Source organism: Vibrio sp. S9_S30, from assembly GCF_014694455.1.
In the GTDB taxonomy this organism is placed as follows: domain Bacteria; phylum Pseudomonadota; class Gammaproteobacteria; order Enterobacterales; family Vibrionaceae; genus Vibrio.
In genome coordinates this window covers 1-19,728 of sequence record NZ_JAAUWT010000017.1, presented here as the reverse complement: position 1 = coordinate 19,728, position 19,728 = coordinate 1, and the positions used below count along the sequence as shown (strand labels likewise).

Genomic DNA, 19,728 nt, shown 5'->3' with positions numbered 1-19,728 from the left:
CTGTTTTTGTATTTATTCAACCTAACATGGTTCTTGGCTTAAATAGCCTTTGAATCAGATAGTTTTTGAATAGATAGTCTTATAGGGACTCTGTAAACGTACGAGCAATCACGTCGCGCTGTTGCTCTTGAGTTAATGAGTTAAAACGTACTGCGTAGCCAGAAACACGAATGGTTAGCTGAGGGTAGTTTTCAGGATTGTTTACTGCATCCTCTAGCGTTTCACGCTTAAGAACGTTCACGTTTAGGTGCTGACCACCTTCGATACGTGGCGCTGCTTCAATAGGCACTTCACGGCTTTCGAATTCACCTAGATCAGATGTAGGAATAACTTGATCGGCTTCGTAGCCTGCATTTGCTGCCACACAACGCGCTTCCTTTTTATCGTTATCCAATAGCCAAATCGAGTTAAGTAGATCGTCGTTTGCTGCTTTAGTAATTTGAATACCTTGGATCATGCCTGTCTCCTAGTCCACGTACGTGGTGATGAATTTTGATGTAAATTTCGATTTTTTGTCGAGCCAGCTATTATATAGCCAATAACCTTAAATATAATATTGATTTACGTCAAATAACAACATAATTTGTTGGAAATTGACCAGTAATTATCTTGAGTTAAATCAATTAATCTTTATAAAACATAGTTTTTACAATTTATTTTAATCATTCAAAAATATTTTATATCTATTTTCGTGGTAAATTTACTACAAATATAAGTGTCATTGTTGACGGTTAATGACTCTGATCCAATGGTTGGGTAGCATAAGTGAAAGACTTTCAGCCACAATTACAAGAGAGCCTATGAAATACATTGGTGCACATGTTTCTGCTGCTGGTGGTGTAGATAAAGCCCCACAGCGAGCGCGAGAGATCGGAGCAAATGCTTTTGCTCTTTTTACAAAAAACCAAAGGCAATGGGCAGCGAAGCCTTTAGAGGAAGAAACCATTACCGCTTTCAAAACGCAGTGTGAGATTCACGGGTTTCGTGCGGATAGCATTCTTCCTCATGATTCGTATCTGATTAATCTTGGGGCGCCAGAGCAAGAGAAGTTAGAAAAATCTCGATCTGCCTTTATTGATGAAATGCGACGTTGTGAGCAACTTGGGTTGACATTGCTGAATTTTCACCCTGGTAGCCACTTAAAGAAGATATCGGAGCAAGCGTGTTTGTCTCTCATCGCAGAGTCGATCAACATTGCTCATCAGGCGGTTCCCAATGTCATTGCTGTAATAGAAAACACAGCCGGACAAGGAACGAATTTAGGGTGGCGATTTGAACAGCTTGCCGAGATCATTAGTCAAGTAGAAGATAAATCTCGTGTTGGCGTTTGCATCGATACTTGCCATGCTTTTGCCGCAGGCTATGACCTCAGAACGTTTGAAACTTGCGAACAGACCTTTAAAGCATTTGAAAACACCGTCGGCATGCATTATTTGCGTGCGATGCATCTTAATGATTCCAAGGTAGAATTTGCTAGCCGTGTCGATAGGCATCATTCGCTGGGCAAAGGCGAAATTGGTTGGGATTGTTTTCAATACATAGCGCAAGATGTACGATTTGACGGTATCCCATTGATTCTAGAGACCATCGAACCAGAAATATGGAAAGATGAAATACAAACACTCCGAATGCACCATCAAAATTCGTTGCGAAAGGATCGCTGAACCAAACAAGTTGGCACTGATCTTTCATAAGAATGATGGAGATGAGAAAACAGAATCCATAACTCTTGTGTGAGGAGTGACTTATGAACAGTCAAGCCAGTGTAGGGACAACGACGAATAGCTCTACGCCAAATAGCGCTACGCGAAATAGTTCTCTGTCAGATAGCTCTATTTCAGATAGTCCTATACCAAATAGTTCTACGCCAAAACCGTTGCCTCAGCCTAACCGATACCATCGTGGTACTGGGCATTGGAGAACACCACAGCAAAGCAGATCGGCTAAGCGATAAGGGAATGCCAATCCGAACGTCTCTTTGCTCGGGTTGGCATCAAAGATCCCAAGTTAAACTTAGGTTTGAGGGCTTTTATGCTTTTGCTTCACAAATCTTTCTATTCCGACAAATTCTCTTATCCGACAAATTTCGCAAAAATCACGTTGAACGCACTTGGGGCTCTAGCTACCTGAAAACGAACTCGGTATCCTTTTGCGAGATATTAAAGTCACAACCCCCTTAGTCAGGGAATCTCTACTGGAATGAATGCGAGGGTACTATGAGCGAGTCACTGACTTGGCACGACGTTATTGGTGAAGAGAAGAAAAGCGCTTATTTTTCAGAGACAATGAAATTTGTCCGGCAAGAGCGTGCCAGCGGGAAAATCATTTACCCAGCTGAAAGCGACGTTTTTAATGCGTTTAGGTTCACTGAGTTTCACGATGTGAGAGTGGTATTGCTTGGTCAGGATCCTTATCACGGTCCAAATCAAGCACATGGTTTGTGTTTCTCGGTTTTACCTGGCATTAAATCGCCGCCTTCACTCGTTAACATGTATAAAGAATTGGCACAAGACATCCCCAATTTCATTATTCCTGAACACGGGTACTTAAAAAGCTGGGCGCAGCAAGGTGTTCTGATGCTGAATACCGTGTTAACGGTGGAACAAGGGCAAGCCCATTCCCACGCCAATACAGGGTGGGAAACGTTTACCGACAAGGTCATTGAAGCGGTTAACCAACATAAAGAAGGGGTGATCTTTCTGCTTTGGGGGGCTCATGCTCAGAAAAAGGGACGCATGATTGATAGAAATAAACATCATGTTCTTGCGGCGCCTCATCCGTCTCCGCTTTCTGCTCACCGAGGCTTTTTTGGGTGCGGTCACTTTTCACAAACCAATCAAATTCTGCAGAAGCAAGGTCACATTCCTATAAATTGGCAACCTGTAATTGACTAATTTTTAATCAATATCAAAAAAGGCTTCTTCTCATATTCCTACACTCAAACTGAGGATAATAAAGAGGAATGAAGCCATGATTATAGAAAGAATAAGACGAGAACATGGTTATATGGTGCGTTTGTTGGCGATTTTGAGTGCTAAGCTCGATCAGCTAAAAAATGAAAAAACCATAAACTATAGCTTAGTTAAAGAGATCATTGATTATTTAGCGATTCACTCTCAGAAAACGCATCATCCAAAGGAAGATATTCTTTACCTTCATTTTGCTCGCCACTATGGACATCATCAAGAAATCGATGATCTTGAGAAGGAGCATGTCGCTTTATCTAAAGTGACAGAAGCGTTTCAAAATACGGTAGACATGATACTGCATGACGCAGTGATCCCATCGAACATGTTTGCATCACAGCTAGAAGAATTCATTTCGCGTCAGAGAGGGCATTTGGAAATGGAAGAGCGAGATGTTCTTCCTAAAATAGCGAAAGCTTTTACTGTGGCAGATTGGCAGACGGTTGAAAACCAATGGCTTCATGATGATGAAGACCCCGTCTTTGGTAATACAATCGCCGACCAATATCGTCAGTTGGCGGCAAGAGTCAGGCAAACCGAGTTCGAAAGCACTTAACCTCAGTTCACAAGCTTGAAGAACAACCAATAGCATGCTCGAAAATTCGAGCTTCTGATGTTCCCTTTCACGACGAAAAGAGGCACCGTTAGGTGCCTCTTTAGTTATAAGTCTATGTCGTCTAGGTAGTAGTCGTTACAAACATCCATTTCCATTAGTTCGCGTTGCAAGCGCTGCTTATCTTTAATCGCTTCTATCTCACGCCATTTCCGTTTGGCTGGTTTCGAACGTGTCGAGCGAGTCTGCTGGTCATTCATAGCCATAATATCTTCGAGTTGAAAGCCATCCATATGCGACCTCTCTTTTTTGTTATAAAGACTCCGATTGGAGCCTCTTAAGTAACATAATTGCTTGCAGAATAACCTTGATGTGTTTCTCATTTGTTTCTCTTTTATGAAGGTTTTATGAGAAATCCTGCGGAATTTCACAATTTGCCTCGAAAATATTTGAATGAAAAATGAGCAAACAGTGTTAGGTAAAGAAAAATTCTGACATTTAATTATGTTAAAGAAGCCAACCTAAAAAGGGTTGAGATGAATGTCAAAGAGGCATTTTCTTCAAAGTTGCAAATGAATGCTAAGGGTTGGATGAGCATTCACTCATAAAAATTCGGTAAAGCTCGCTACGCAAAGGGCTATGCTGTATTTGTAGCACACAAAAAATGATCAAAGGTAGAGACACTTTTCTGTAAAGAAACTTTAAGTTATTTGTTTGGTGTTTGTGCGCTTGGTGTTGTTTGTTGTGTTAATGATTCGTGCAAAAATAGTGAAATATAACAAATCAGTACACATCAATGCATATTGATTTTTGCCGTTTAGGTCTGCATTATCCCCGCGGTCGAAATAATCACTCTGACATTTCTCTGACCGGATACGGTGAGATAACGGAGGGTCAGTGCAATGCAAAAACGACAACGAAGAGGGCAAGCTCCTCTAATCCTGTAGTGAACATGGGATCACAGCGTGAAGCTGTGGGGTTGTCATAACTCGATGCGAGGCTATCGTGGCAGATTTAATTCATTTAATGAACGACCTTCTTTGGGGATCGATTCTAGTTTACTTACTTGTTGGCGTGGGGATGTACTTTACCTTGCGTCTTGGGTTCATTCAGATCAGACATTTTGGTCACATGTTTTCTGTTCTTCGGAACAGCCGTAAATCAGACGCAGCGGGTATTTCCTCTTTCCAAGCTCTTTGTACTTCGCTAGCGGCACGTGTAGGCACAGGTAACATGGCAGGGGTTGCGGTTGCGCTTACCGCTGGTGGACCTGGTGCCATCTTTTGGATGTGGGTGATTGCTATGCTCGGTATGGCAACGTCATTTGCAGAAAGCACACTGGCGCAGTTGTACAAAACGCGTGACGCCGATGGTAACTACCGAGGGGGACCTGCATACTACATGGAGAAAGGGTTAGGGATGCGCTGGATGGGCGTCTTGTTCTCCATTTTTCTGATCATTGCGTTTGGTTTGGTGTTCAACGCTGTGCAAGCGAACTCTATTGCGGGGGCAATGCAAACGGCTTTCGGTACAGAACCTAAATTTGTGGGTATCGCTCTCGTTCTTATCTCGGCGTTCATTATTTTTGGTGGCATGAGAAAGATAGCGCGCACCGCGGAATTGATCGTACCCGTGATGGCGCTTGCATACCTTTTGCTTGCCATGTTTGTGATGTTAACCAATTTAGAAAAAGTGCCAGCGGTATTCAGCATTATTTTCAAAAGCGCGTTTGGTTTGCAAGAAGCCGCAGCCGGTGGGTTAGGTTATGCGATTGCACAGGCTATGATTCAAGGCATTAAGCGTGGTTTGTTCTCGAATGAAGCCGGTATGGGCTCGGCGCCGAATGCCGCTGCCTCGGCAACACCATACCCACCGCACCCCGCTTCCCAAGGTTATGTACAAATGCTTGGGGTATTTATGGACACCATGGTGATCTGCTCGGCGACGGTGGCGATTATCTTAATGTCTGGTGAATACGTTCCGCACGGGGAAATTACGGGTATTGAACTGACTCAACGTGCATTAAGTGCACAAGTGGGTGAGTGGGGTGGGGTCTTTGTCGCGGTGGCGATCTTCTTCTTCGCTTTTACATCGATCATCGCAAACTACTCGTACGCAGAAACGAACCTGATTTTCTTAGAGCACAACCGCAAGAAGGGGTTGATTTTTTTCCGCCTCATTGTGCTTGGTATGGTGATGTTTGGTTCTCTGGCGACATTGCCGACCGTTTGGGGCTTAGCGGATGTTTCAATGGGCTTAATGGCCATTGTCAACCTTGTCGCCATTCTGCTTCTTTCCGGTATCGTGGTGAAGCTGGCAAAGGATTACAATCAGCAGCTTAAAGAGGGCAAGGTGCCGACATTTGATGTGAAAGATTACCCAGAATTGCAATCTCAACTAGAAGAAGGTATTTGGGATAAGACTCAATCTGAGCAGAACATTCAGTCAGAGCAAAGCCAAAAGTCTGAACAGAGTCTTAAGTTCTAATCGACATCACGAATCAATACGATTGAAAAAGCCATGCTGACTTAGCGTGGCTTTTTTTATATGCTTACCACATAAAACAGCCTAACAGAGTAAAAGCCATGCTTATCGTTGTATCACCTGCAAAAACACTGGACTATGAATCTCCATTAGCGACAGAGCGCTTTACCCAGCCCACAATGGTCGAGCACAGTGCTGAGTTGATTAAGGAATGCCGTAAACTTACTCCTGCTGATATTTCTGGCTTGATGAAGGTGAGCGATAAAATTGCTGGGCTTAACGCTGCACGTTTTGAGCAATGGAGCGAAACGTTTACTGTCGAGAATGCACGGCAAGCTATCTTGGCATTTAAAGGGGACGTGTACACTGGGCTGGAAGCGGAAACGTTTTCTGATGACGAATTCGATTATGCGCAATCGCATTTGAGAATGCTGTCAGGCTTGTATGGTTTGCTAAAGCCATTGGATCTGATGCAGCCATACCGATTAGAAATGGGCACAAAGCTTGCCAATGAGCGTGGCAGTAATCTTTACCAATTTTGGGGCAATATCATCACAGATGAAGTGAACCAAGCGCTCAAAGAACAAGGTGACAATGTATTGATCAACCTTGCATCCAATGAATACTTTAAAGCGGTAAAGCTCAACAATGTGGATGGCACGGTCATTACGCCTATTTTTAAAGATTGTAAAAATGGCAATTACAAAGTGATCAGCTTCTTCGCTAAAAAAGCGCGAGGAATGATGGCTCGTTATATTATTCAAAATAAAGTCGACTCAATTGAGGCGTTAACCCAGTTTGATACAGCGGGTTACTCTTTTGATGAGGCAGAATCCACAGCAACAGAGCTTGTGTTCAAACGCGAAGAGCAACACTAATCCGACTTAATTTGAATGTGACAACGTAAAGCGCCGGCACATTTTAGTGCTGGCGTTTTTGGGTTATGATGGCTTTGGGTGGCGTTAGCGTGAGAGCAATTGCCTCAGGTATTGCAGGCGTGACATGCTTTGTTTGCAACCGCCAAGGCGATATTTCTCTTGCCATAAGATGGCATACTCACTTTCAATTTCAGCAACTTGAAGAACCAACTGCCTTTTCAGTGCCGTAGGAAAGTCTTCCACTTCTCTGCATTGATTTTGGCAGTAACCAATGGCGATCTGGCTCGCCAGCTTCATCGTTTTGATTGTCCAGAGAAGCTCGCGTTTCAGCAGCGACTCACTGGATGATTTCACTCGCTTCTCTGTGGTGTCTAATTGGCTGATGCTTTGCCTTATACGTTGTTCATCTTTCAGTTCTGCTCTGCGTATATGTCGGCGAGATTTCTGGTCAAACACAAAAGGACCATAAAACGCACAGTTTGGGGTGGATACACCAGATTCTAAGTACGCGTCTTGCAGTTGCAATAATGTATCGGTTAGGTCGTCATACTCTTTCCCCAAAAAAGTAGTGAGCGCATATCGAATATCCACATCGGTGTTTTGTGCTTCGCCCCATGCGACGGCAGCGCCAAATACGTAGGCTGGCAAAGATGTGGAAAACTGCTGAGCATGCCCCATGTCCCCCCATTCCGATATCTGATAACCGTGTCCCCCATATTTTTTGGCGGATATGGCGGCGCGGCGCATGTGGATTTTCGCGGCTTGCCAGCGACCCACGACCGATGCAAAGGTATTGGTAGAAACAACCACCTGAAACGGATAACCAAACTCCGCCAATTTGGCGTGCTCTTCATCGTAAGGATGATCCTCTTCATAGCCCCAGTTGAGCAGCTCTAATTCCTTAGGAAGATGGGGGAGGATTTCTGGGTATCGAAACAGCATGTCACTGAATATTTGGCAGTACATCCCGTGTTTACGGGCAATGGTTAGGATCTTCGTTAGGTAGTTCAAATACACTTGACCTTTTCCTAACGTTTCGCATGCTTGCTTGCTGCCATCAACCCCTAAATCCATGGTCTCATCAAAGTTGATGTTCAGTGTTTTGCTGGTAAAGTTTGGCAGCAACTCGTCAAATAATTCCGCAATGAATTTCGGAACATCTGGGTTTTCGGGGTTTAATCCAAAGGATTCTGGGCGAAAATCGCCACGTTGATCGTAAAAGCCTGAAGTTTGTTCTGCCAAATGTGTGTATTCAGGGTGACAGAGCCACTTTTCCATGTGCCCAAATGTCGCTTGATTAGGGATCAGCTCAATGCCTTTGGTTTTGCAATAGTAATCCAGCGCTCGAATTTGGTTGGGGGTGAGTGGATCGTAATCTTGCCAAACTTTGTGGTGATGTTGGTAAGAAAAAGCGTGCTCGATATAAAACTGTAGCTGGTTGATTCGAAGTGAAGACCAGAAATCGATGAGCTCGAATAAGGTGTCCATTGTCGGGATCTTGTCTCGACTCACATCCAGAATCACACCTCGCTGCAAGAAATCGGGTTCATCGAAAAGCATCAGTTGTGGCAATGACGAAGCACATTGATGAACCAACTGACTTATAATGTGATGAGCGTACAGAATACCCTGTTCGTCGCAATGTTTGATTAATACACCACCTTTGCTGATCTCGATACTGAAAGATTGTTCGGTGAAATCGCTTTGGTATTGATATTCAATTTGTGGCGACAAGATCCGCTCGCCTTGAATGCGAGGGATCATGCCTTGCGTTAAACCGGGAATAAACAGTGGTTCGCCGTTAGGGAATTGAATCGACTTTGGTTCCGGAAATAATGTTGGGCAGCGTTTTGCCATAGAGACCTCAATTAAATACAACCATCAGAGGGCAGCACGCTAAACAGCGCGATATCGTGAGTGATAAGTTTCTGCCATGCCATGGCAGCCGCTCCAGCCGAGACAGCTTGAGTACCCAGTGTGGAAAAGCTAATGCAGGGATCCCACGTTTTAGGGCCGTCGGTCTTGGCGAGTTTCTGATCAATATTGGCCACAAGATTGGCTCCATAGCGTTGGGCTTCGCCGCCGATAATGACATTATGGATATTCATCAAGCGGCCTATGACGACAAGAGAAGAGGCAAACTCATGGAGGATCAAAGACAAATCGGCAGACTCTGTGCCATGCACAAGCTCACTTTTATACTGACCTGCTGAAAAATCATCACCATAGAAGAGCTTATCGTTGAGCACGAAACCCAAACCAATCCCCAAATGTTCAGAGTCCGTATTTCGATGGTGAGACGTAAACAGGACATAGATAAAATTCGTGGTGGGCTCTCGGCGAGTTTGCATCATTTCTCCCCACGCAGCGCAATTGGCATCGTTATCGATGAAGATCGGATAGGCGAATATCTGATTCAGTTGAGCCGCCAATGCCAGTGGTTGATAGATTTCCAGAGCATTAGATAACGATACCCGCCCATTTTCCGGATCCACTAAGCCAGGTAGCCCGATGCCAATCGCAAGGATCTTATGGAACTTAAGTTCAATTTCCCGAAGTATTGGCGTTAACACATGGGCTAACTCGGAAATGACTCCCCGTTTAGGCTGAAATGGAATGATGGTGCGATAGACAATAAAGCAATCCACATTTACTACCGATACGTTGATGGCATTATCGGTCAGTTCAATGCCAACCAAAATACCGATATCCGCATTGAGGGAAAGTGACACTTTTGGTCGTCCACCTTTGCTATTGGAATGTTTCGCGGTGACTTCCGAAATCAGGTTCTTTTCCATCAGCAGCCCAACAATCTTCGTAATGGTGGATTTATCCAGCCCGAGTTGCTCAGCGACTTCTACCCGTGAAATTCGGTTATGACGCCAGATGCTTTTGATGACCCTGGATAAGTTAATAATCTTACTGTTCTGGCTTGGCTTTATCATTAAGTTGATTTTGGAAACTAATTAATACTGTCTTTATAGCGATTTCGATATGACTATTCAAGAACAAAACCTAAGTATGCATATTTATTCAAATAAAGTATGATCCATGTATCTTTTCTTATTTTTTATCGATAATTTTGTTACTTATTTGTGATCATGATCGTTGTGTGGTGTAAAAAATAGCCTAGATTATACGGTTAGTTTCCAGTGTAAACTAACTGAAGGATAAAACAATGAAGTTGAAGAAAGGTGTTAAGGCACTGGTGGCATTAATGGCATTTACGGTCGCTTTACCTATTACTGCAATTGCAGAAGAAACCTTAACCATATGGACATGGCGCAAACAGGAACGTCCTCTATGGGAAGCGGTCTCTAAGAACATGAAAGATGTCGACATCAAAGTCGAAGTCTTTAAAGGTGTGGACTACAACTCTCGCCTTCGTCTTGGTTTGCAAAGCGATGGTGGACCCGATTTATTCCAAGGTCGCCCTGGTGCTTCCTTTATCGATCAATACGCGAAGGCAAATGTGATCAAGCCAGTTGGGGAGGATGTGGATCTGTCTGGTATTTCTCCGGCCACATTGGGCGCGGCGATGGGATCCGATGGCAAGGTTTACGGTGTTCCGTTTGCTGTTCAGACTGTGCAAATCATCTATAACAAAGATATTTTTGATAAATACAACATCAAAGAGCCTCAATCACTTGAAGAGCTAGAGCAAGTGATGAAAACCCTGAAGGAGGCTGGCGTTACACCGCTTGAAGTGCCAGGGCGTGCTGGTTGGGCATTAGCCATGATGAGTGCCGGTCTTGAAGCTGGGTTGTCTGGGGATGACATGGGCAAGATTGCGACGCGTGATGAGCCGTTTACGGCTAGTGGCTATCAAAAAGTTGTGGACACGTTTGCAACATGGAAACCTTACATTAACCCATCTGCGGCAGCGCAAGATTACAATGGTATGCGTGCGAATGTGGCGTTAGGGGATTCCGCCATGATTATTGATGGCTTATGGTCAACGTCTCCGTTATCCACCATTGCTCAAACCAATCCAGATGCGAATTTGGGTCTTATGCCAGTCCCAGGAGCCGGTGGTAAAGTTTATGCTTTTGCGGATGGTGCATATTTAGTGAATGCCAATAGCGAGAAGAAAGCAGCGGCGGATAAGTTGTTAGCGTATACCGCAACCAAAGAGTTTGCGCAGTTGTTTGCAGACCATGTTGGTGAGCTTTCTACTTATGCATCAGGCATCAAGTATAAAGGTGCACACCAGGCTGAAGCGGCGACCTTTGTGTTAAACCAAGCACAGGCGCACTTGACTTGGAAAGGACCATTCAACGTTCAGTATGAAGAAGTGGTTGGTCCAGCGTTCCAGAAATTCCTTGCTGGTAAAGTCGACAGTAAAGGGTTGTCTGAAGACATTGAAAAAGGCTTTAAAGCCAAAAATCTGTAATTACTGCTCTGTGATGATAAACAGTCTGTGGTGATAGGCAGTCTGTGGCGATAAACAGAAGACGTAATAGCAGTAAAACGTAATAGCAATAAGAAAGACGGCGACCTGAATCTGCGGGTCGCCTATATACCGCTGGAGTCAGTATGACCGAGTTTTCCCGCCCTAAAGGATTGAGCTTCAAGCAGAAAGAAAAGATTCAGTACATGTTGTTGTTGATTCCAGGTTGCTTGCTGTATGGGGTATTTAACCTTTTCCCCCTATTCGGCACGTTAGTGTTGTCCTTTTTTGATTGGCCTGGCATAGGTCCTGCCACGTTTGTTGGATTGGATAACTTTACCAAGCTTTTAACTGATGACTACATGAGTGCTCAGCTTTGGAATGCGTTTTACCAAACCGTGTTGTTTTTCGCTATCTGCATTTCTGTTTTTCTGTTGTTGGGAACGGTATTTGCGTTGCTACTAAGTTGGAACACGGCAGGGAAATCGGGCTACAAACTTCTGTTCTTCATGCCATACCCATTGGCTGCGGTTGCTGTCGCGTTCTTAGGTCAGCTTGTAGTCGACGTGCGTGGACCACTGAATCAGCTTTTAATGAATTGGGATGTGATTTCGACCCCCTTGATGTTTTTGGGAGATGAAAGTGCGGCACTGCCAACCATCGCGTTGTTCCAATCTTGGCAGAAGTTGGGCTTCTCGATCATGTTGATTCTCTCGGCGATCCTTGGTGTTCGATCCGATTTGTTGGAAGCGGCAGTCTTGGATGGTGCAAGCCGCTGGCAGTGTATTCGACACGTTGTGTTTCCCGTTCTGACGCCTGCGTTTGTCCTGATTACTATTTTGACCATGGTCGATGTGTTTAATAACGCCGAGTATGTCTTGATTCTTATGGGACCGGATGCAGGTCCGTACTATTCAACCGACATCATGGGTACATTCCAGTATCGTACTGCGTTTGGAACCAGTGGTGGGTCCGGGGCGGCCGATCTGGGTATGGCTGCGGCCATCGGTATGGTGATCTCCGTTTTGATTTTGCCTGCCACGATCTATCTGGCCCTCAGAAACATGCGTAACCGATAGGGAAAGCCATGGAACGTATATTCAAACTTAAGCCTTTAGAGCAGGTGGTGGTTCAGTTCTTATTGCTGACATGGGCTCTGATTGTGGCACTTCCTTTTGGCTTGGCGTTTATCAATTCGGTGAAAGGGAATCTGGGGCAGGTGATTCGATCACCGTTTGGTTTGCCACAAGAATGGCATTTTGAGAATTACCTTAGCGCTTGGGATCAAGCGAATTTCAGCAGCTACTTTTTTAATTCATTGATCATCAGCCTAGGGACGGTCGTACTTGCCGTTGCATTCAGTACCATGGTGGCGTTTGTGTTGGCGCGAGTTCAATTCAAAGGCAATAAGCTGATTTTTATTTTGTTTATGTTGGGCGTTATCATCCCTTTGCGTTTGGCGATGGCACCCTTATTTGTGGTGGTGCAGAGCTTGGATCTTTTAAACTCTTTGCTTGGTCTTATTTTGGTTCAGGCCGCCAGTATGATGCCCGTCGCGGTCTTCATACTCAGTACGTTCTTCAAAAATTTGTCGCCTGAAATAGAACAAGCTGCGCGAGTGGATGGGGCGTTACCTTTCCAAATCTACTGGCGCATTGTGCTGCCATTGGTTAAGCCTGCGATCGCCACTGTTGCGTTGCTGTCGTTTGTGAGTGCATGGAATGAGTACATCTTCCCTCTCTTATTCTTACAAGACAGAGGGTTGTATCCGTTAACGCTTGGATTACAAGAGTTTCAAAATGAATTTGCCATTCAGTGGCACATGATGTTCGCAGGGTTGATCATCATGATGGCACCAACACTTATCGCATTTTTGCTGGCATCCAAAGCCTTTATCCAAGGTTTGACTCAAGGTGGAATTAAGGAATAACCATGGCTCATGTAGTACTCAAAAACATCAAGAAATCGTATGGCAAAGTGGATGTTCTTAAAGGCATTGACCTTGAAATTAATGACAAAGAATTTGTGACTTTTGTTGGTCCGTCTGGCTGTGGAAAATCGACCCTACTTCGCATGATTTCAGGGTTGGAAGAGCCGACATCTGGCGAGATATTCATTGATGACAGGGATGTTACCAATGAAGCACCAGCGGATCGCGAAATTGCCATGGTGTTCCAATCCTATGCGCTCTATCCGCAAATGACGGTGCGGGAGAATATGTCATTTGCTCTTTCTATCGATAAGCGCCCCAAGGAGGAGATCACTCAAAAAGTGAATCACGCAGGGAAAATGCTCAAGCTCGACCAACTGTTTGATCGCCTACCTAAAGAGTTATCCGGTGGGCAGCGTCAAAGGGTAGCGATCGGGCGTGCGATTGTGCGCAATCCTAAGCTATTTTTGTTTGATGAGCCGCTGTCGAACTTAGACGCTGAGCTAAGGGTTGATATGCGGATTCAAATTGCCGAACTGCACCGCACGCTGGCGACCAGCATGGTGTATGTAACGCACGATCAGGTTGAAGCGATGACATTGGCCGACAAAATTGTGGTACTTCGCGATGGCAGCGTAGAGCAAGTGGGGCCGCCACTGGAGCTGTACTATCATCCGCAAAACCAGTTTGTTGCGGGGTTCATTGGTTCACCCAAGATGAACTTTATTCCGGTTACTGTTTTGGACGCAAGCGACACGCAAACGACGGTCAGTATCGCGGATAAGTACCGTTTGACCTTGCCTAGAAATGGGGCGCATTTGACGTCGGGTGATCAGATTACGTTGGGTATTCGTCCTGAGCACTTAGTGGTTAAAGAGGTTATCGAAGAAGGGCGTTGCGTTGTGCCGATGACGATTAATGTGGCGGAATATTTGGGCGCGGTGTCTTACGTGCACTGCTATTCAGGCGACATTGAAAAACTCAGTTTGATGCTGGATGGCGAAGAAGCGGTATCGTATAAATTGGATAACGGGCAGATTCTGAATATCGAGTTGAGGGAGCAATATTGCCATCTTTTCGATATCGACCAGCAAGCACTGCCACTGGCTAAATAACCAGAACAGAGATCACTTGGGTTGATTTGAGTGACGAAAAAACAAAGCCGCTTTTTTGCAGCGGCTTTGATTTTACAGTGCCTTTGATTTTACAGTACCTATGACGCTTCCCATTTCCTAAGAAGGATTTTTACGCCATAACGCAATCACTACTGGCTTAAAATCGCCTTCATGCGTTCAATCACTTCCGGTGAGTTCACTACCGGCGAGCGCAGCATCAGTAGTGCAAAGTTATCCGCTAAGATTTCTTCAGGGTGGATAATGTAGTTGGTATTGGTGCCGACTTGTTCAAAAAAGCCAGTTAAATTGGTGTGATCAACAATCACGGGCTCATCATCGTCATAGGTCCATTCGCCGTTCTGATCGGCCACTACCAAAAACTTAAACTGCAGGTAATTGAAGAACTCGCCGCCTTTTTCTAAATCGTATTTGTCAGAAACAGAATACAAGATTGGCATTGCCCACACTTGCTCGTTGTTCAACCCAACTTTAATGGCGTAATCGTTCACAGGAGCATCGGGATTGGTGATTTTTCTGTCTTCTAGTTCGTCTGGAAATTCAATTTCGCCAACATGCTTAAATCCGATGCTTTGGTATAGTTCGTCTTTTTTCGTGGCATTAAGGCGAGAGTAAATATGGAAAATCTCATGAGCCATGATGCGCTTTAATTCGATACCCAGTTCTAACTTGTTGCGCTGCAACATGATGGTTTTACCACGAGTATAAGCGGCTGTGCCTTCTTCTTTTCCCGTCGTCAAAATCATTTTGATTTCTTTTGGTAAATCCAATGGGTAGGTCGATAATTCCTTTTGCAGATTGGCATAGACGTCTTTCACCTTGGCTTTCTCTTCCGCAGTCCAATCGAGGGTATTCTCTCGCACAAAACGACGAAACTCGGGCTTGATGATGTGATCTTCGGTTTTCATGCGCGCTTCCATATCAAACTGGCTCAGACGGCGCATAAAGGCATCATTTTTTCCGAGTTCTTTTGCCGCTTGCTTGGCGCTTAGAAACGTCAGTTCTGGTGTGGCTAGGCTGGAAAAGCTAATGCTGACCAGTGCGGTGATAAGTAGAGCTTTAAATGTGTTCAAAATGATCTCCAACGGCGTTGAATTAAATGAAATGGTTTATGTACGACCATTGTGAGGACATGAGGAGGACTTCACAGCAATTTATTGGTAGTAGTAAAAAGAAATGCGATCAATATTAGGTTGAGTACATATTAGGCTTTGGAGGAAACGGAATATGCGCAGGCGTTAGATTACTGTAGATAAGCAGATTGATGGTCGACGCCACTCCCTTCCACGATCCTGTATCACTCATTTTAGGCGCATTCGTGCGTTTCTCCATGACAGCAATGATGCTCATGCAAATCATGCATATGAATCATCCCAGCAATATACCTATGGTAAACCGTCCACCAATGGATACGCCCATGAGTGAACCATACATTACCATTAAATCGGAAGAGGGATCATTGGTCCAATGATAGTTTATAACGGATAAAAACATTGCACTTATGATAGTTTCTAACGTTTTCGATGGTTGTTGTTTAACTGTTTGAAGTTATGAAGTTAGCAAGTTGAGCATCATTAGTATGACCAAGCTTGTATTTCAGATGTGATGTTGACTTTTTGATCGTAATTATTCCAATAGCGCAAGTCAGCCATTTAGTGATTTAGCGCTCATTGAGTGCTGAAGGAGTATGGCAGGATATCTAATTCTGTTAGAAAATATCTAACTAATAACATTTATAGGGTCAATCGATCCTGAATAATCAATCAAAGTGAGAGCGCTACGTGTCTGTGGATATCGATATTCTTTCTAAAATCAGCGAACGTTATTCAAGCCTTCGAGACGCTGAAAAGAAAGTCGCCAATTACATTGCTGATGACCTATCGTCGGCGGTGAACGCCAGTATTACCGAGATGGCGCAGCAGGCAAAAGTCAGTGAAGCGACCATTACACGGTTTGCTAAGGCGGTAGAGTGTCGTAATGTGCGAGATTTAAAAATGAAGCTGGCACAGTCCTTGGCCGTTGGGCAGCGTTTTATTGATGAACCCATTGATCAGACGGGCATGCAAGGGATTTATGAATCCATTAAGCACACCATGGACATGAATCGGAAAGTGCTCAATGAAGAGGATATTCGCCAGTGTGTTGAGTGGATACACGGAGCTCGCCAGACACTAGCAATAGGTATGGGAGGCGGTTCCACCATGGCCGCTCAAGAGTTTCAACATCGGTTATTTCGTCTCGGTTACCCCGTGACAGCATACAATGATGGGCTGTTAGCTCGAATGGTTGCCGCGACCGCTGATCGCCATGATGTTTTGGTTGTGATGTCGGTAACAGGGTACACGCCAGCCATTGTTGAGGTGGCAGAGATTGCCAAACAATATGGGGTGAAAGTAATAGCCATCACGAGCAGCGGGAGCCCACTCGCGCGTGTTTGCGATATTGTTCTGCCGATTGTGACCCAAGAAACGGATTTTATCTATAAGCCGTCGGCTTCTCGTTATGCCATGTTAGCGCTGGTGGATGTGCTTTCTATGGAGCTAGCCGTCAGCCATAAACGCCGTTCTCGCGATCGTCTTCGCCGATTGAAAGTTGCGTTGGATGCGCATCGCGGTGGGGGAGACAGGCAGCCTTTGGGCGATTAAGCATGATTCGACCTATTTGAATGTGAAAAGAGGTCGCTCATCGCGACCTCTTTTAAGAACAACATGACATTTACTTTTTCTTTTTAACGCCGGACTTTTTCTTTTCTGCTTTTTTTGCCGCTTTCTTTTTGTTTTTCTTCTTAAACGTTGGCTTTTTATGCTGAGGTCTCAAACCGTCGATAAAGCGTTCTTTGATGTCTTCTTTTGTGTAGCGAGCAACGCGATCTAACATAGGCTGATCGTGTGCTTCCACAATGGAAAGTGCGTTCCCTTTTTTACCAGCACGCGCTGTACGACCAATACGGTGAAGGTAGACATCCGCCGTTCGCGGCATATCGAAGTTAATCACGTGAGAGACATCGGGTAAATCGATACCACGAGCCGCAACGTCGGTAGCGAGAAGGACATTCACTTCACCGTCACGGAAGCGGCGAATGGCATTATTGCGGCGATCTTGCGGCATTTCACCTTGGATCCAAGCGCAGTTGATTTGCGCGCTTTCTAATTGTGCTCTTAACTCTGCAAGGCGATCGCGCGTTTTTAGGAAGACAATGGAACGCTCGGCTTGCTCCGTTATGATGTGCTTCAGCAGCGCCAATTTGTGTTCCATGGTATCGGCACGGTGATACCACTGAGTGATTTTTTTGCGTTCTCGGCGTGAAGGTTCAGCATCCAGTTCCGCAGGCTCTTTGAGTAGATCGGCAGTGAAGCCTTCGACACCACGACCTTCAAGGGTAGCGGAAAACAGCATGGATTGTTTACGCCAGCGGCATTCTGCAGACAAGCGATCAACCGTTGGACCAAACCCCATGTCGAGCATACGATCGGCTTCATCCAATACCAACCATTCGATCGCGCGGCAGTCAAAACGTTCGGCTTCAATGTACTCCATCAAACGACCCGGTGTCGCAACCACAATATCTTGTGTGGTGGAAAGGATGTCGGCATGTTCTTGGTACTGAACGCCACCTGTAATGGTGAAGATCTTCAAATTGGTGTTCTTCGCCAGTGCTCTTGCGTGATCGGCCACCTGCATCGCCAGTTCGCGAGTGGGGGTTAAAATCAAAATGCGTGCAGGACCGGCTTTACGACGTGGAAAATCTTGCAGGTATTGCAACGCAGGAATCACAAATGCCGCTGTTTTACCTGTACCAGTAGGGGCAGAAGCGAGAATATCACGGCCGTTTAATGCTTGTGGAATGGCTTCAGCCTGAATCTGAGTTGGGCGTTCATATCCCATCTCTTCAATGGCCTCCAGCAAATTTTGATCTAAATCGAGTTCAGCAAAAGTTCTGATCACAGTGGGTCTCCACAAGCGTGCGAATAAATAATTGGGCGCGAATTATATACCTATCGCCGTACAGATAACATGAATTTTCTGATGAGTTTTTTACATCTTTAAGTAAAAGTCTTGAGTTAGCGTGACAAAATCAGAGCTGTATTGACCATTTTGATGGATTACCAAAGAGGAGATACCTGTCTCACAAGGTTGTTTAACCAAACTGAACATCACTCTGCTGGGGGCTTTGCGTTCAGTGGTTTGTATATCGCAGCGAGAATGCAAATACCAGCCGGATTTCAGAGCAAGATCGATGCATTTCTGACCCTCAACCGATGGCAAGATAAAACTCGCGTTACCCTGATCAGTAAGCAAGGCATGGCACACGTTCAGTAAACTTTCGTGAGTAAGGGTGTTGGTATGACGAGCATCTGCCCTAGAGCGATTGCCTGCTTGTTGCCCACTATTGAAATAAGGTGGGTTACAGATGATGGCATCAAACGGATGCGAAAAAGCGTGATTGAGTACGTCGCCGTGGATGAACGTTAATCGGTGGTGCCAAGGGCTTTGGTTGAAGTTGCCCAACGCGGTGTGGGATGCGTTGGCTTCTAGTTCGATAGCTGTGATGTTTAGGCTTATTGCAGAACGTTGTGCACACATTAATGAGAGCAAACCCGTACCCGTGCCAATATCCAATAAATGTCCACTTTCCGGAAGGGTTGCCCAAGCTCCTAGCATGACACCGTCAGTACTCACTGGCATGCCGCCGTGACCACCGGAAATAGAGAATTGTTTAAATTGGAAATCTTTGGTTTTGATGTGCATACAGTATCTTGATATTCCTAGGGTTGAAGCATGGATGGCGGTGTTTAGTGCAGATAAATAATCATTTCTTTTGATAGATATCACACTATATTAAGAATAATATTGGTGAGGGACTTTAGACGATGATGGCACGTCTAAAAGCTAAACGGTGAGTCATCATCCTTTACCACTTAAACATAAACATCAGTGTTTTTTTAATCAGAAGGGATAGCGGAGCCTGATGGATCTAATGCACTGATATCTCATATTTTATACTGTTTCCCTATGATCGTTTATCTCGTCTAATCTTAATAAGTTGTTACTCACTTTCTTTAACTAAAAATTTTTGTAGGCATGAATATGAAATCTCTTTTTTTACGCATGAGAGCAGTACATTGGTTGGCTGTTCTCATATTGTTGATCAATATCTTTGTATTTACGGAGTCTTTTATTTCTCAACTTGTCCAGGGTGTATTGATTTTAGCAGTGATTATCCATGATTTGGATGAAAAGCGTTGGGGAGTGGATACGCTAAATCAACCTCAGATCTGGTTAAGCCGTCGTGATGCCATTACTTTCTAACAGCTCAAGCTCTTGAGCTGTTAGATCTAAGTGGGGCTTCTCATCTTTCAGGCAATAGGCTATCAATCCTCCCAATAGATTCAA

The 19,728-nt window shown here is 44.7% G+C and carries 20 protein-coding genes and 1 pseudogene; 12 read left to right on the top strand and 9 right to left on the bottom strand.

Annotation, left to right across the window (positions count from 1 at the left end; genetic code table 11):
• Positions 1-79: 79 nt before the first annotated feature.
• Positions 80-457: an autonomous glycyl radical cofactor GrcA gene (grcA, locus tag HC752_RS18370; RefSeq protein WP_190336633.1), complete on the bottom strand. Its 378-nt coding sequence runs from the start codon at positions 455-457 to the stop codon at positions 80-82.
• A gap of 343 nt (positions 458-800) precedes the next feature.
• Here grcA and nfo point away from each other — a divergent pair, with 343 nt between their 5' ends.
• The 4 genes from nfo (at position 801) to HC752_RS18350 (ending at position 3,522) form a co-directional block, all read left to right on the top strand.
• Complete coding sequence (gene nfo / locus HC752_RS18365) at positions 801-1,664, top strand: deoxyribonuclease IV (RefSeq protein ID WP_190336632.1); 864 nt, start codon at positions 801-803, stop codon at positions 1,662-1,664.
• A gap of 83 nt (positions 1,665-1,747) precedes the next feature.
• Positions 1,748-1,954, top strand: a complete 207-nt coding sequence (locus tag HC752_RS18360; RefSeq protein WP_190336631.1) for a hypothetical protein — start codon at positions 1,748-1,750, stop codon at positions 1,952-1,954.
• Positions 1,955-2,216: 262 nt separating this feature from the next.
• Positions 2,217-2,894, top strand: a complete 678-nt coding sequence (gene ung, locus HC752_RS18355) for a uracil-DNA glycosylase (RefSeq protein WP_190336630.1) — start codon at positions 2,217-2,219, stop codon at positions 2,892-2,894.
• Positions 2,895-2,970: 76 nt separating this feature from the next.
• Positions 2,971-3,522, top strand: coding sequence for a hemerythrin domain-containing protein (locus tag HC752_RS18350; protein WP_190336629.1), 552 nt, complete (start codon positions 2,971-2,973; stop codon positions 3,520-3,522).
• A 104-nt stretch (positions 3,523-3,626) separates the two neighbouring features.
• Here HC752_RS18350 and HC752_RS18345 read toward each other — a convergent pair whose 3' ends face one another.
• Positions 3,627-3,812 carry a DUF3545 family protein gene (locus HC752_RS18345; RefSeq protein WP_190336628.1) on the bottom strand — a complete coding sequence of 62 codons (186 nt, stop codon included), beginning with the start codon at positions 3,810-3,812 and terminating at the stop codon, positions 3,627-3,629.
• A 712-nt stretch (positions 3,813-4,524) separates the two neighbouring features.
• On the opposite strand from HC752_RS18345, the gene HC752_RS18340 reads away from it, so the two are divergent.
• Positions 4,525-6,006 (top strand): amino acid carrier protein, encoded by a 1,482-nt coding sequence (locus HC752_RS18340; RefSeq protein ID WP_190336627.1) that lies wholly within the window; start codon positions 4,525-4,527, stop codon positions 6,004-6,006.
• A gap of 98 nt (positions 6,007-6,104) precedes the next feature.
• On the top strand, positions 6,105-6,881 hold the full coding sequence (yaaA, locus tag HC752_RS18335) for a peroxide stress protein YaaA (protein ID WP_190336626.1): 777 nt from the start codon (positions 6,105-6,107) through the stop codon (positions 6,879-6,881).
• 84 nt (positions 6,882-6,965) lie between these two features.
• Here yaaA and HC752_RS18330 read toward each other — a convergent pair whose 3' ends face one another.
• Entirely contained in the window at positions 6,966-8,738 is a 1,773-nt protein-coding gene (locus HC752_RS18330) for a family 20 glycosylhydrolase (RefSeq protein WP_190336625.1), read from the bottom strand.
• Between the two features lie 11 nt (positions 8,739-8,749).
• A complete protein-coding gene (locus tag HC752_RS18325; protein WP_190336624.1) occupies positions 8,750-9,826 on the bottom strand; it encodes an ROK family transcriptional regulator in 1,077 nt (358 codons plus the stop codon).
• Positions 9,827-10,059: 233 nt separating this feature from the next.
• Here HC752_RS18325 and HC752_RS18320 point away from each other — a divergent pair, with 233 nt between their 5' ends.
• From HC752_RS18320 to HC752_RS18305, 4 genes are all read left to right on the top strand, one after another.
• Positions 10,060-11,274, top strand: a complete 1,215-nt coding sequence (locus tag HC752_RS18320) for an ABC transporter substrate-binding protein (RefSeq protein WP_190336623.1) — start codon at positions 10,060-10,062, stop codon at positions 11,272-11,274.
• A gap of 143 nt (positions 11,275-11,417) precedes the next feature.
• Positions 11,418-12,350, top strand: a complete 933-nt coding sequence (locus HC752_RS18315) for a carbohydrate ABC transporter permease (RefSeq protein ID WP_190336622.1) — start codon at positions 11,418-11,420, stop codon at positions 12,348-12,350.
• Positions 12,351-12,358: 8 nt separating this feature from the next.
• Positions 12,359-13,201 carry a carbohydrate ABC transporter permease gene (locus tag HC752_RS18310; RefSeq protein WP_190336621.1) on the top strand — a complete coding sequence of 281 codons (843 nt, stop codon included), beginning with the start codon at positions 12,359-12,361 and terminating at the stop codon, positions 13,199-13,201.
• A gap of 2 nt (positions 13,202-13,203) precedes the next feature.
• Positions 13,204-14,316, top strand: coding sequence for an ABC transporter ATP-binding protein (locus tag HC752_RS18305; protein ID WP_190336620.1), 1,113 nt, complete (start codon positions 13,204-13,206; stop codon positions 14,314-14,316).
• 149 nt (positions 14,317-14,465) lie between these two features.
• Here the strand turns inward: HC752_RS18305 and HC752_RS18300 are convergent, their stop codons facing one another.
• Both HC752_RS18300 and HC752_RS18295 read right to left on the bottom strand, forming a co-directional pair.
• Positions 14,466-15,407 (bottom strand): hypothetical protein, encoded by a 942-nt coding sequence (locus tag HC752_RS18300; protein WP_190336619.1) that lies wholly within the window; start codon positions 15,405-15,407, stop codon positions 14,466-14,468.
• 115 nt (positions 15,408-15,522) lie between these two features.
• Positions 15,523-15,684: a hypothetical protein gene (locus HC752_RS18295; protein ID WP_190336618.1), complete on the bottom strand. Its 162-nt coding sequence runs from the start codon at positions 15,682-15,684 to the stop codon at positions 15,523-15,525.
• A 431-nt stretch (positions 15,685-16,115) separates the two neighbouring features.
• On the opposite strand from HC752_RS18295, the gene HC752_RS18290 reads away from it, so the two are divergent.
• Complete coding sequence (locus HC752_RS18290) at positions 16,116-16,979, top strand: SIS domain-containing protein (RefSeq protein WP_190336617.1); 864 nt, start codon at positions 16,116-16,118, stop codon at positions 16,977-16,979.
• Positions 16,980-17,049: 70 nt separating this feature from the next.
• Here HC752_RS18290 and srmB read toward each other — a convergent pair whose 3' ends face one another.
• Both srmB and HC752_RS18280 read right to left on the bottom strand, forming a co-directional pair.
• Positions 17,050-18,279, bottom strand: a complete 1,230-nt coding sequence (gene srmB / locus HC752_RS18285; RefSeq protein ID WP_190336616.1) for an ATP-dependent RNA helicase SrmB — start codon at positions 18,277-18,279, stop codon at positions 17,050-17,052.
• A gap of 90 nt (positions 18,280-18,369) precedes the next feature.
• Positions 18,370-19,083: a tRNA1(Val) (adenine(37)-N6)-methyltransferase gene (locus HC752_RS18280; RefSeq protein ID WP_190336615.1), complete on the bottom strand. Its 714-nt coding sequence runs from the start codon at positions 19,081-19,083 to the stop codon at positions 18,370-18,372.
• Positions 19,084-19,422: 339 nt separating this feature from the next.
• Here HC752_RS18280 and HC752_RS18275 point away from each other — a divergent pair, with 339 nt between their 5' ends.
• Positions 19,423-19,644: a hypothetical protein gene (locus HC752_RS18275; protein WP_190336614.1), complete on the top strand. Its 222-nt coding sequence runs from the start codon at positions 19,423-19,425 to the stop codon at positions 19,642-19,644.
• Here the strand turns inward: HC752_RS18275 and HC752_RS25490 are convergent.
• Positions 19,615-19,728 (bottom strand): annotated as a pseudogene (locus HC752_RS25490) (IS982 family transposase); the annotation flags it as partial. The gene HC752_RS18275 and the pseudogene HC752_RS25490 overlap by 30 nt on opposite strands.

Excerpts from the sequence above, each read along its gene's own strand:
- HC752_RS18350 (WP_190336629.1), top strand. The coding sequence starts at position 2,971 with ATGATTATAGAAAGAATAAGACGAGAACATGGTTATATGGTGCGTTTG.
- HC752_RS18305 (WP_190336620.1), top strand. The coding sequence starts at position 13,204 with ATGGCTCATGTAGTACTCAAAAACATCAAGAAATCGTATGGCAAAGTG.
- grcA (WP_190336633.1), bottom strand. The coding sequence starts at position 457 with ATGATCCAAGGTATTCAAATTACTAAAGCAGCAAACGACGATCTACTT.
- HC752_RS18310 (WP_190336621.1), top strand. The coding sequence starts at position 12,359 with ATGGAACGTATATTCAAACTTAAGCCTTTAGAGCAGGTGGTGGTTCAG.
- HC752_RS18275 (WP_190336614.1), top strand. The coding sequence starts at position 19,423 with ATGAAATCTCTTTTTTTACGCATGAGAGCAGTACATTGGTTGGCTGTT.
- HC752_RS18325 (WP_190336624.1), bottom strand. The coding sequence starts at position 9,826 with ATGATAAAGCCAAGCCAGAACAGTAAGATTATTAACTTATCCAGGGTC.
- yaaA (WP_190336626.1), top strand. The coding sequence starts at position 6,105 with ATGCTTATCGTTGTATCACCTGCAAAAACACTGGACTATGAATCTCCA.
- HC752_RS18315 (WP_190336622.1), top strand. The coding sequence starts at position 11,418 with ATGACCGAGTTTTCCCGCCCTAAAGGATTGAGCTTCAAGCAGAAAGAA.
- HC752_RS18360 (WP_190336631.1), top strand. The coding sequence starts at position 1,748 with ATGAACAGTCAAGCCAGTGTAGGGACAACGACGAATAGCTCTACGCCA.
- ung (WP_190336630.1), top strand. The coding sequence starts at position 2,217 with ATGAGCGAGTCACTGACTTGGCACGACGTTATTGGTGAAGAGAAGAAA.
- nfo (WP_190336632.1), top strand. The coding sequence starts at position 801 with ATGAAATACATTGGTGCACATGTTTCTGCTGCTGGTGGTGTAGATAAA.
- HC752_RS18320 (WP_190336623.1), top strand. The coding sequence starts at position 10,060 with ATGAAGTTGAAGAAAGGTGTTAAGGCACTGGTGGCATTAATGGCATTT.
- HC752_RS18295 (WP_190336618.1), bottom strand. The coding sequence starts at position 15,684 with ATGAGCATCATTGCTGTCATGGAGAAACGCACGAATGCGCCTAAAATG.
- HC752_RS18280 (WP_190336615.1), bottom strand. The coding sequence starts at position 19,083 with ATGCACATCAAAACCAAAGATTTCCAATTTAAACAATTCTCTATTTCC.
- HC752_RS18345 (WP_190336628.1), bottom strand. The coding sequence starts at position 3,812 with ATGGATGGCTTTCAACTCGAAGATATTATGGCTATGAATGACCAGCAG.
- HC752_RS18330 (WP_190336625.1), bottom strand. The coding sequence starts at position 8,738 with ATGGCAAAACGCTGCCCAACATTATTTCCGGAACCAAAGTCGATTCAA.